This window comes from Pseudomonas sp. L13, from assembly GCF_009935965.1.
Lineage (GTDB): Bacteria > Pseudomonadota > Gammaproteobacteria > Pseudomonadales > Pseudomonadaceae > Aquipseudomonas > Aquipseudomonas lactis.
Map to the genome: position 1 here is coordinate 1 of NZ_QODJ01000100.1, position 13,171 is coordinate 13,171.

Genomic DNA, 13,171 nt, shown 5'->3' on the forward strand with positions numbered 1-13,171 from the left:
ACCGCCAACCCTACCAGTACGTCCGGGCCCACGCCGGCTTCAATCAGGCGATGGGCCAGGCGGTTGGCGCGGCGGTTTAGTTCGGCGTAATCCAGGCGCTCATCGCCACAGACCAAAGCCGGCGCCTGTGGCGTGCGCAGGGCCTGCACTTCGATCAGTTGATGGACTGTCTGTTGCGATGGATAGTCGCGTACGGTGTCGTTCCACCCATGGAGAATGACCTGGCGTTCGGCATCGCTCATCGATGGCAAATCGGCCAAGCGCTGATGCAGGGGACTTGCCAACGCCAGCAGCAACTGGCGCAAATGCCCCGCCAGACGCTGGATCTGCTCGGCGGTAAACGCCTGACGGCTGTAATTGAACTCCAGATCCAATGTCTGCCCCATGCCCAGCAGCACGGTCAACGGATAGTGAGTTTGCTCCAAGCTCTGTACTTCGCCAAAACGCAGCCCAGACGGGGCCCCCTGCTCAAGCGCTTCGGACACCGGGTAGTTCTCAAACACCAGAATACTGTCGAACAGCGCCTCGCCCCCCAGGCCCGCCCAGCGTTGTATTTCAAACAACGGCGTGTGTTCCTGCTCGCGCAAACCAAGATTTTGCGCCTGAATCTGTTGCAACCACTGGCCGATTGGCATCTGCGGATCGGGCGTGGCCACCACCGGCAGCGTATTGATAAACAACCCGACTTGCTGTTCGATGCCGCGCAGTTCAGCCGGACGGCCCGCCACGGTGGCACCGAAGGCCACGGTGGCCTGGCCGGTATAACGCGCCAACAACATCAGCCAGGCGCTTTGCACCAGGGTATTGAGGGTAACTTTATGAGTTTGGGCGAAGGCTTTGAGGCTCTCGGTCTGAGTGGGATCAAAAGTTAGTTTGTGCTCGCCGTTGATCATCGATGCCGCGTTTTGTGGGTCTGCTACTCCAGGCGCCAGTCGTGTAGGTTCATGCAACCCCGCCAACTGGGTCTTCCAGAACGTCTCGCTGACCGTCTTGTCCTGGGCCTGCAACCAACCGATATAGTCACGATAGCGCCCCACCTGCGCCCGCACAGCCTCACCGGAGTAGTGCTGCAATACTTCACCAAACAGCTGCGAACCACTCCACCCATCCATCAGAATGTGGTGATTGGTATAAATCAGGTGATGGGTGGATGGTCCCGTACGCACCACCACAAGATTCAACAAGGGGGCCTGATCGAGCACAAACCCCTGGGTGCGCAACGTGGTAGCCAGGCTATCAAGTGCCACATCGCAATCGTCACGGCCCTGCCAATCATGGGTGCCCAGACTCAGTTGCAATTGCTTGTAGACAACCTGTAACGGCTGATTCAACCCCGCCTGCCAGAGGAAGCCACTGCGCAGAATCTCATGGCTGTCCACTGCCGCCTGCCAAGCTTGCTGGAAGCGCGCGACATCCAGGCCCTGAACATCCACGCGCATCTGGTTGATGTAGTCGCTGGAATCCTGGCTGTAAACCGATTGGAACAACATACCTTGCTGCATGGGCGACAAGGGGTACAGGTCCTCGACGTCTGCAGTCGACAGTGGCAGCGTATCCAACTGCTCCTGAGTCAGACTGGCCAACGGGAAATCCGACGGCGTCACACCCTGGTTGATCGCCAGGCAGCAGTGTTCAATCAGAGCCTTGAGTTCCGCGGCGTACTCATCCGCCAGGCGCTGCACGGTCGCTTCGCTGAACATTTCACGACTAAAGCTCCAGTTCAGGTTCAGCTCACCGCTAAATACCTGACCATTGATTTCCAGCCAGTTACCCAATTGGGCATGTTCACTTTGGTCGGCTCCAGCGCCTTCATTTGTAGGCGTGAAGAAAGCTTGCGCCGTATCGTCCTGGAAACTGCCATCGAACTGGCCGAGATAGTTGAAGGTGATTCGCGGCTGCGCCAGCCCACCTAATAACTGCCGGGCGTGCTCGTCACCGAGGTAACGCAGCGCACCGTAGCCTATCCCTTTGTCGGGGACGGCACGCAATTGCTCCTTGATGCCTTTGATCGAGTCGGCCAGTGTCTGCGCCGGTGTCAGCGCAAGCGGGTACATACTGGTGAACCAGCCGATCGTTCGGGTGAGATCGACATCATCGAACAGATCTTCACGCCCGTGCCCTTCCAGCGTGACCAATAACGAATCCGCGCCCGTCCAACGCGTAATGACCCGAGACAAGGCCGTCAGCAAAAGGTCGTTGATCTGCGTGCGATACGCCGACGGAGCCTCTTGCAGCAGGCGCCGGGTGTAGGCCTGGTCAAGGTGCGTGCCAACGGTGAGCGCCAACGAGTTCTGAAGGCTGCCGTCCGGGTTATCGCATGGCAAACCGGCAGTGGCACCTTGCAATTGCGCCTGCCAGAAGCGCAGCTCTTGCTGCACTGCCGGGCTTTGTGCATGGGCCTGCAAACGCTTTGCCCAAGCCTGGGTGGAACTGGTCTTGGCCGGCAGCGCAACTGCCTGCCCGGACTGGAGCTGGGTATAGGCGGTTTGCAGGTCTTCCAGCAGAATCCGCCAGGACACACCATCCACCACCAAGTGATGGATCACCCACAGCAACCGTTGCGATGCGTCTGGCAATTCGACCAGGACAGCACGCATCAAGGGCCCGTCAGTCAGATCAAGGCTACGCTGTACCTGCAAGCCAAGGGACTCAAGCGCCGAAAGATTCTCCAGCGATGTTTGCCAGAGCAGGTCATCCTGTGGCTCGACCTCACGATAACGGGCCTGCCAGCCGCCCGATTGACGGGTAAAGCTCAGGCGCAACGCATCATGATGCGCCACCAGCGCCGCCAATGCAGCGCGCAAACTTGCGCCATCCAGGCGCTCGCCAGGGCGCAGGACGACGGACTGGTTCCAATGATGATGCTCAGCAATTTCTTCATCGAAGAAGTACTGATGAATCGGTAGCAACAGCGCACGGCCAGTAGCCGGTCCTTGCTCGATGACTAACCCCTGACCGCCCATCTGGGCGACGGTAGCCAAGCTTTGTACGGTCTGGTGCTGGAACAGATCCTTGGGCGTGAAACGAATGCCCGCTTGGCGCGCGCGGCTGACCACCTGGATCGAGATGATCGAGTCGCCCCCCAACTCAAAGAAGTTATCGTTCAAGCCCACACGCGGTACACGCAGCACATCAGCCCAAAGACCGGCGATTTTTTGCTCAAGCTCGCTCTGCGGCGAGACATAAGTCTGTTGCATCTGGCTCGCATCTGGCTGCGGCAGCGCTTTGCGGTCGAGCTTGCCGTTGGGAGTCAACGGCATTTGCGCCAGAAACATGAAATAGGTCGGCACCATGTAATCCGGCAAGTCGGCTTTCAAGGCTCGGCGCAGCTCATTACGGAAGTCAGCCTGCTCGGCCAGGCTGGCGTCGGCCGGCACCACATAGGCCACCAATTGCTTACCGGTCGGGCCGTCCTGAGCCACCACCACGGTTTCACCCACATTGTCCTGTTCACGCAGACGCGCTTCGATTTCCCCCAGTTCGATACGGAAACCCCGGACCTTCACCTGGTGGTCCACACGCCCCAGGTAATCCACCACGCCATCCGGACGCCCACGGGTCAGGTCGCCGCTGCGATACACGCGACTGCCAGGCTTGCCGAACGAGTCCGGCACGAAGCGTTCGGCGGTTAACGCTGGACGCTCCAGATACCCCCGGGCCACGCCCTCGCCGCCCAGGTATAACTCCCCGGCCACGCCGATGGGTTGCAGGTTCAGTTGCGCGTCCAATACATAACCGCTGCGGTTGCCCAGCAAGGTGCCGATGGGCGCGTAGACGGCGCCACATGGGTCGCCCTTGCGTGCCTTCCACAGCAGCGGCGTAACCACGGTTTCGGTAGGCCCGTAGCCGTTGAACAGGTATTTGGGTTTCAGCGCGCGCCAGGCCAGGTCATAGCTGGCCTGGGCCACCGCATCACCACCGAAGCAGTACACCCGCACTGCCGGTGGGTTGCCATCGCGCTCGGCATGTTCGGCCAACTGTTGCAGGTACACCGGTGGGAACACCGCCATGGTCACGTTGTGGCGATGCATCTGCTCGTAGGTGTATTCCGGCAACCACAGGCTATCGTCACGGATCAACACGCTGGCGCCATTGATCAGCGGGTGCATCCAGCCTTCGTGGGAGCCGTCGAAGGCGAACGACATGAAGTGCAGTTCGCAATCGGCCGGCGAGGTTTCATAGCGCTCGCCAGTGGCGATGATATGCGCCACCAACGGCCCGTGGGACACCGCCACGCCCTTGGGCAAACCGGTGGAGCCGGAGGTGTAGATCACGTAGGCGAGGTTGTCGCCGTCCAACGCCACATCCGGTGCCGTATCGCTGTAACCGGCCCATTCTTCGGTGCAATCAATCGCCAGGGTATCCAGGCCCTCGGGGACCGGCAGTTGCTGCAACGCCCGGCTGTGGGTCAGCAGCAATTGCGCACGGCTGTCCTGCATCATGTACAGCAGGCGATCACGTGGGTATTCGATATCCAGCGGCACATACACGCCACCGGCTTTCATCACCGCCAGGAACGCTACCATGCTCTCGGCACTGCGCGGCATGGCGATGGCCACCCGTACTTCCGGGCCGACGCCACGGGCGATCAAAGCATGGGCCAAGCGGTTGGCCTGACCATCCAGCTCGCCGTAACTCAGGGTTTGAGCATCGAATTTCACCGCCACTGCGTCCGGCGTTGCTCGGGCGCGATCGCCGACCAATTCGTGTACCAGGCGCTCGGCCGAGAAGCCGGCGTCGGTCTGGTTCCACAGTTCAAGGATCTGTTGTTGTTCGTCCTGGCCCAGTAGATTCAACTGACTGACGGGCTGCTGTTGGTCTGCAACCATTGCCTGCAACAGGTTCTGCCAGTGCACAGCCATGCGCTCGATGGTCGCAGGGGCAAACAGATCAGTGGCATATCCCAACGAGGCACTCAGCCCCTCGCCCCAGTCGTGAACGTCCAGATCCAGATCGAAATGTGCGGTATGACTGTTCCAAGCCAGCCCTTCGATATGCAGTTCGCTCGACGGTTGCTCCGTGAAACGCTGACGGCTGGCGGCCTGGAAGTTGAACATTACTTGGAACAATGGGTTCAGGCTCAGGCTGCGCTCCGGCTGCAGCGCCTCCACCAATTGTTCAAACGGCAGGTCCTGATGGGCCTGTGCCTCCAGTGCCCGCTGCCGGACCTGACGCAGCAACTGGGTAACGCTCGTTTGCCCATCGATATCGGCCCTGAGCACTTGGGTGTTGACGAAGAAGCCTATAAGCCGCTCGGTTTCAGCGCGGTTGCGGTTGGCGATTGGCACGCCGACGCGGATGTCTTGCTGGCCACTGTAGCGATGCAGCAACGTTTGGAACGAAGCCAGCAGCAACATGAACATCGTCACGCCTTCGCGCTGAGCCAAGGTGTTCAGATCAGCAACCAACGTGGTCGGCAATTCTATAGGCAAACGCGCGCCGCGATGGCTTTGCTGCGCAGGACGCAGGAAGTCGAATGGCAGTTCGAGCACAGGTTGCTCACCGCTCAGCAGGTCGCGCCAGTAGTCGAGTTGACGCGCTTTCTCGCCAGCCTCCATCCAATCACGTTGCCATACGGCGTAATCGGCGTATTGGATCGGTAACACAGGCAGTTGCAGATCCCGGCCCTGGCTGAACGCGCTGTACAGCTGCACCAGTTCCTCGACCATGACTTGCATCGACCAACCATCGGAGACGATATGGTGCTGCACCAACACCAGTACATGGTCATCCGCGGCGAGGCGCAGCAAATCAACACGCAGCAGCGGTTCCTGCTCCAGGTTGAACGTACGGGCAATCTTCGCTTCCACGGTGGGTTGGAGGTCCGCCTCAAGCACGTCGCTGTGGGTGATTGCAACAGGCGCAGGCTCAGCTACAACTTGTACAGTTCCGTGGTTTTCCTGGCGCACCAGCGTACGTAAGCTCTCATGACGTGCCACCAGGCGATCAAAGCTGTGTTGCAAGGCGGTTTGATCCAGCGGGCCTTTCAGGCGAAGCACGCTGGGTACGTGGTAAGCCGCACTGTCTGGGTCCAGTTGCCAGAGAAACCATTGGCGCTCCTGGGCATACGACAGCGGCAAACCTCGATCACGCGCTACGGGAACCAAAGCTGGCGCCTTGGCCCTTTCGGTGTATTTAAGCGCCAGCGACGCATCGACAAATCCTTGCAAGCGTGGCTGCTCAAATAGCACCTTGAGCGGCACTTCCAATCCCAGCGCCTGGCGCAACCGTGAAGCTACCTGCATGGCCAGCAGCGAATGCCCGCCCAGCTCGAAAAAGTGATCGGTAAGGCCGACCCGCTCCACACCCAGGATATCGGCCCAGATCAACGCCACTTGGCGTTCGAGATCACTGACCGGCGCCACCCAGGTTTGCAATGACAGACTGGCGTCGGGTTTTGGCAATGCCTGGCGATCCAGCTTGCCGTTGGGGTTCAGCGGCAGGTGTTCAAGGAACATCAGGTGGGCCGGCACCATATAGTCCGGCAGTTGCTCGCGCAGCATTGCTTTGAGTGCTTCGCCCAACGCGTCGTTGTCCGATTGCTCGGCCACCAGATAAGCGAGCAACTGGTTGTCCGCCGCCATCACCACAGCTTCGCGGACGCTGGCCTGGGCCAGCAACAAGGCTTCGATTTCTCCCAGCTCAATACGGAAACCGCGGATCTTCACCTGATGATCGACCCGCCCGACGTATTCGATCACACCGTCGGCACGGTAGCGCGCCAAGTCGCCGGTGCGGTATAGCCGCCCACCGTGACCGCTGAACGGGTCGGCGACAAAGCGTTCGGCCGTCAGCAGCGGACGATTCAGATAGGCACGCGCCAAGCCGCAGGCGCTGCCGATATACAACTCACCCACGGCGCCCAGCGGTGCAAGGTTGAGGTCGCGGTCCAGCACATACAGAGCGCGCCCTGGCAGGGAGCGGCCGATGGGACTGGCGGTGGCGCCTATTAATTCATCGCCCGAGGTGCAGTCCAGCACACTGGAAACCACCGTGGCCTCCGTCGGCCCGTAGGTGTTGAGCAGACGCACGTGACCTAGCCCCGCACGTAACCATTGCGCGGGACCGTCCAGCGGCATCGCTTCGCCACCGATATGCACTTGCCTCAGGCTGCCATAAGGACGTGACCCGGCCGCCAGACAGTCGAGCAGGAACAGGTTCCAGTAAGCGGTCGGCAAGTCGGCCAGGGTAATGCCCTGCTCCAGGATTTCGCTGTACAGCCGCCCGCTGTCCCAGAGTTCCGGCCCGCGCAGAACCACGGCGGCGCCATGGGTCAGCGCCGGGTACAACTGCTCAACGAAACCATCGAAGTTCAGGGTTGCGAACTGCAGTACGCGGTCATCGGGAGTCAGCTTCGAATAGTCGGCGGCAATAGCCGCGAACTCGTTCAAGGCGCCATGCTCGATTGCCACACCCTTGGGTTTGCCGGTCGAGCCGGAGGTATAAATCACATAGGCCAGATTGTCCGGGTGGACGGTTACGTCGAGGTTGCTCTCGGCGTACGACTCCACCGAGGACGTGTCAATCGCCAAGACTGCCACCCCCTCGGGCAGCGCCATGGGTACACGGGACTGAGTCAGCACCAGGCGCACGCCGCTGTCGTCGAGCATATGAGCCAGGCGTTCGCGCGGGTATTGCGGATCGAGCGGCACGTAGGCGCCACCCGCCTTGAGGACCGCCAGCAGGCTGACCACCATGGCAAAGGATCGCTCTACCGCGACACCCACCAGCACTTCCGGCCCAACGCCTTGGGCTACCAGGCAGCGAGCCAGGCGATTGGCTTGCCGATTGAGCGCGTCATAGCTCAGCGACTCGCGGTTGAGCACCAGCGCGGTGGCTTGCGGACGTTGCAGTACCTGAGCTTCGAACAGCCGATAAACGCCGGCATGCCATTGCGCTGCCGGGCTGCTGGTGTTCCAGGCGTGTAGCAGCGTGTGCTGTTCTTGGGGCGCCAGTAGCGGCAGGCGCGCAATCTGCTGGCTAGGCGTTTTTACAACCGCTTGTAATACACCAAGCCAGTGCTGGGCCATGCGTTCGATGGTGAGGGCGTCGAACAGGTCCGTCGCATAAGTCAGCGACGCCCAGAGCCCATCGGCGGACGCCTGGGTATCCAGGCTCAAGTCAAAGTGTGCGGTGTGGCTGTCCCACGCCAGGCCCTCTACCTGTAAACCTGGAACCGACTGCATGCCAGGCTCGCCGCGTGCGTCGGTCTGGTGATTGAACATCACTTGGAACAACGGGCTATGGCTCAGACTGCGTTCGGGCTGCAACGCCTCCACCAATTGCTCGAACGGCAGGTCCTGATGTGCCTGCGCATCAAGAGCCGCATGCTTGACCTGCTGCAATAACTCAACAAAGGACAACTCGCCGCTGATATCGGCCTTGAGCACCTGGGTATTGACGAAGAAACCGATCAGGCGCTCGGTCTCGACCCGGTTGCGGTTGGCAATCGGCACGCCGACGCGGATATCCGATTGGCCGCTGTAGCGATACAACAAGGTTTGGAAAGACGCCAGCAACAACATGAACAGGGTCACGCCCTGGCTCTGGGCCAACGCCTGCAGCTCATTTGCCAGTGCTGTATCGAGCGCCAGGTCCAGACGTGCGCCGCGATGGCTTTGCACCGCCGGGCGCGGATGATCCAGTGGCAATTCCAATACCGGCTGCTCACCGGCCAGGCGCTCGCGCCAATAGGTCAATTGTCGCGCCTGCTCGCCCGCCTCCATCCAACCACGCTGCCACACCGCATAATCAGCATACTGCACAGGCAGCGCTGGCAACCGAAGCTCCAGGCCCTGGCTGAATGCCGCGTAACTTTGCACCAACTCTTCGACCATCACCTCCATCGACCAGGCGTCGGAAATGATGTGATGCTGCACCAACACCAGCACATGGTCATCCACAGCCAGGCGCAACAACTTAACCCGCAGCAACGGGCCTTTGCACAAGTCAAACGGCCGGGCAATTTCTGCTTCGACCAGGGCCTTTAAGGCTACCGGCTCATCACTGTGCAAGCTCTCGCGGTCGATCAGCAGCGCAGACGGAGGAGCGATCCGCTGTACCGTTCGCTCGCCATCGAGCGCAAACACCGTACGCAGGGACTCATGACGCTCAAGCAAGCCATCAAAGCTGCGCTGCAAAGCCTCGTCATCCAGCGCACCCCGCAAGCGCAGGGCCGCTGGAATGTGGTAAGCCGCACTCTGCGGCTCCAGTTGCCAGAGGAACCACTGCCGCTCCTGGGCATAGGACAGAGCCAGGGGCTGATCACGCCCTAAACGAATAATAGGAGGTGAGTCCAGCGTGCCCGTTGACAGCGCCTGTACAAAACGCCCCAGCACCGGCTGCTCGAACAGCGCTTTCAAAGGCACTTCAATACTCAGCGCCTGGCGTACCCGAGACACTACCCGTGTGGCCAGCAAAGAATGCCCGCCGACTTCAAAAAAGTGGTCTTCCAAGCCCACCTGCGCCAACCCCAGAACCTCGGCCCAGATGGCGGCGACCTGACACTCCCGCGCGGTGATCGGTGGCACAAAGCGCTTTTGCAAGGCCGCAGCGTCGGGCTTAGGCAGCGCTTTACGGTCGAATTTTCCGTTGGGTGTCAAAGGCATCCGCTGCAGAAAGACCAGATAGGCCGGTACCATGTAGTCCGGCAACTGTTCACGCAGAGCGGCTTTGAGCTGTTCGCGAAGGCTGGCCTGCTGCTCCTCCGGCACCGGCTGATGGGCGATCACATAAGCCAGCAATTGGTCATGCTCGGCCACCACCACGGCTTCGCGCACGGCGGGTTGCTCACGCAGGCACGCCTCAATTTCCCCCAGTTCGATACGGAACCCGCGCACCTTGACTTGATGGTCGACGCGGCCGATGTACTCGACCACGCCGTCCTCACGATAACGCGCCAGGTCGCCCGTGCGATACAACCGTTGGCCATTGCACGCGAAGGGATCGGGCACAAAGCGCTCGGCGGTCAGCGCCGCCCGACCGTGATATCCACGGGCCAGGCCGACACCGCCGATCAGCAGTTCGCCGCTGACCCCGACCGGGCACGGCGCGAGCTGGGCATTGAGTATAAACAGTGACGTGTTGGCAATCGGACGACCGACAAAAGGCAGCGGCTCAACCAAGGGGTGGGCCGCCGACCAGATGGTGGTTTCGGTCGGACCATACAGGTTCCACACCGCACCCTGCTGGGCCAGCATGCGCTCAGCCAGATCCGCCGGCAGCGCCTCGCCGCCGCACAGGCACTTGACCCCATGCAATAAGGCACGGCGCTCGCTGTCCAGCAACATGCGCCACGTCGAGGGGGTGGCCTGCACCACATTGATCGAGTGCGCATGCAACAGGCTCAGGATTGCTTCCGGATCCTGGGCCACGTCTTTATCCGCCACAACCACCGTCGCGCCCATCGACAGCGGAACGTAGAGTTCAAGCGCGAAAATGTCGAAAGAGAACGTCGTCAGCGACAGCAGCCGCGCCGTCGCGTCGATGCTTAAGGTCTGCGCCATGCCTTGGGTGAAACTGACCAGTGCGCCATGGCGCACCATCACACCCTTGGGCTTGCCGGTAGAACCGGAGGTGTAGATCACATACGCCAAGTGCTCGTCGGTCAGCTCGACACAGGGATTGTCACTGCTGTAGTGGTCGTCCTCGTGCTCACCGATAAACAGCACCTGCTGATCCGCCGCCAGAGGCAGGCGCTCGTGCAGGTTGCCAGCGGTCAGCAGCACACGTGCGCGGCTGTCCTCGAGCATAAACGCCAGTCGATCGGCCGGAAACTGCGGGTCCAACGGCACATAGGCACCGCCCGCCTTGAGCGTCGCCAGCAAGGCCAGCACCATGTCCACCGAACGGTCCAGGGCGACAGCCACCAAGATGTCCGGGCCGACACCTGCTGCGCGCAAACGATGGGCCAGGCGATTGGCGCGCTGGTTCAGTTCTGCGTAGCTCAGCGCCTGACCATTGCATACCAACGCCGTCGCCTGCGGACAGGCAAGCGCCTGTGTTTCCAGCAAGCGATGCACGCCCACATTCTGAGGAGGTGCCTGATACGTCTGGTTCCAGTCGCGCATCAACTGCTGCCACTGCGTATCGTCTAGCAACGGTAGCTCACCGACCCGGCGATTGCAGTCCTGAACCACCTGGTGCAACAAACGGTGCCAGTGCGCGAGGAAACGCTCAAGGCCCGGCGCGTCGAACAAGTCGGTGGCATAGGTCAGTGAGGCCTGGATACCGTCAGCCGACTCTTGGGTATCGAGGTTAAGGTCAAACTGAGATGTCTTGCTTTCCCATTCCAATCCCTGCACGTGCAGCCCTGTAACGCTGCTGCCGCCGCCGCTCTGGGTGTCGGTCTGGTGGTTGAACATCACCTGAAACAGCGGGTTGTAGCTCAGGCTACGCTCCGGCTGTAGCGCTTCTACCAATTGTTCGAACGGCAAGTCTTGATGGGCCTGGGCTTCCACTGCGCGCTGGCGGGTCTGTTGCAGCAATTGGCGAAAAGTCATTTGGCCGTCGATGTCGGCCTTGAGGATCTGGGTGTTGACGAAAAAGCCGATCAAGCGCTCGGTTTCGACCCGATTACGATTGGCCACTGGCACACCGATGCGAATGTCGCCCTGACCGCTGTAGCGATGCAGCACGGCCTGGAACGACGCCAGCAATAACATGAAGATCGTTACGCCCTCGCGCTGTGCCAGGGTCTTGAGGCCCATCACCAGTGACGCTTCGAGTGCCAGGTCGAGCCGCGCACCACGGTAGCTTTGCACTGCGGGCCGTGGCCGGTCCATCGGCATCTCGAGTATCGGTTGCTCGCCGCCGAGCATCCCGGTCCAGTAGCCCAGTTGGCGCTCGCGCTCCCCCGCCTCCATCCAACTGCGCTGCCACAGCGCATAGTCGGCGTATTGAATCGGCAAGTCCGGTAACTGCAAGTTTCGGCCCTGAACATTGGCGGCATACAGTTGCACCAGTTCGTCGACCATCACCTGCATCGACCAGCCATCGGAAACGATGTGATGCTGCACCAGCACCAGCACATGCTCCTGGGGCGCCAGGCGCAGCAACTTGACCCGCAACAAAGGGCCTTGCTGCAAATCGAAGGGCTGGGCAATCTCAGCTTCTACCAAACCTTTAAGGTCAGGCTCCTGGGCGTCGACCAAGGCAATGTTCACCTGCACCTGCTCGACAATGATTTGCAAGGCGCTGTCACCGTCCTCCTGCAAGTGCGTGCGCAGGCTTTCATGGCGCGCCACCAGCGTGTCAAAGCTGCGTTGCAATGCCGGCACATCCAGGTGGCCGCTCAAGCGCAATGCTCTAGGCACATGATAGGCAGTGCTCTGCGGCTCCAACTGCCACAAAAACCACTGCCGCTCCTGGGCGTAAGAGAGTCGAAGTGGCTCGCCTTTCTGGCGCTTGAAAACCGGGGCGATCTCAAACAGGTTGATACCTTGCTGCTTGAGCATGACCGCCAACGCTTTCTTTTGCTGCGCCGAAAGTGAACCTACCGACTCGATTAATGCTTGCACGCCACGCCCCTCAGGAAATCAATTTATCCAAATCTTCTGCTGATAGACGTTTGAGGGCCTCCAAGGATTTAGCCAATGCGTCCTGCACGGGCGAATTATTTGTTTGCTGGGCCATGACGTAGGCACTGAACTCGGCCAGGCTCGGGGTGGTAAAGATCGACTTGACGTCGAATTCGGCATGCAATTGCTCACGCAGGCGCACCACCACCTGGGTGGCTAACAGGGAGTGCCCGCCCAGTTCAAAGAAGTTATCGTTCATCCCCACACGTTCAACTTCCAGCACTTGCGCCCAGATCGTCGCGATCTGTTGCTCCAGTTCACTGCTCGGCGCCACATACGCACGGGCTTGCAAATCGGCATTGGCTTTGGGCAGCGCCTTGCGGTCCAGCTTGCCGTTGGGGCTCAGGGGCATCTGTTCCAGCAGCACCCATTGGGCCGGGACCATGTAGTCCGGCAAGTGCTGGGCCAAGTGAGCGCTAAGCCGGTCACGCCAGTCATCGGCTGCGTTTTGCAGCACCAGGTAGCCCACCAGATATTTGCCGTCCACCGCCAGCACGGCGGCTTCACGCACCAGGGCATGCTCCAGCAGACGCGCTTCGATTTCACCCAACTCAATGCGCAAGCCACGCAGCTTGACCTGATGGTCGATACGC

Annotated in this window: 2 protein-coding genes; both read right to left on the reverse strand. The window is 60.6% G+C overall.

All coding sequences use genetic code 11. From position 1 onward, the window contains the following. On the reverse strand, positions 1–12,518 hold a 12,518-nt coding region (locus DK871_RS27405; protein ID WP_309137781.1), incomplete at its 3' end, for a non-ribosomal peptide synthase/polyketide synthase. 10 nt (positions 12,519–12,528) lie between these two features. Next, a partial coding sequence (locus DK871_RS27410) for a phosphopantetheine-binding protein (protein ID WP_256677535.1) occupies positions 12,529–13,171 on the reverse strand: 643 nt, incomplete at its 5' end.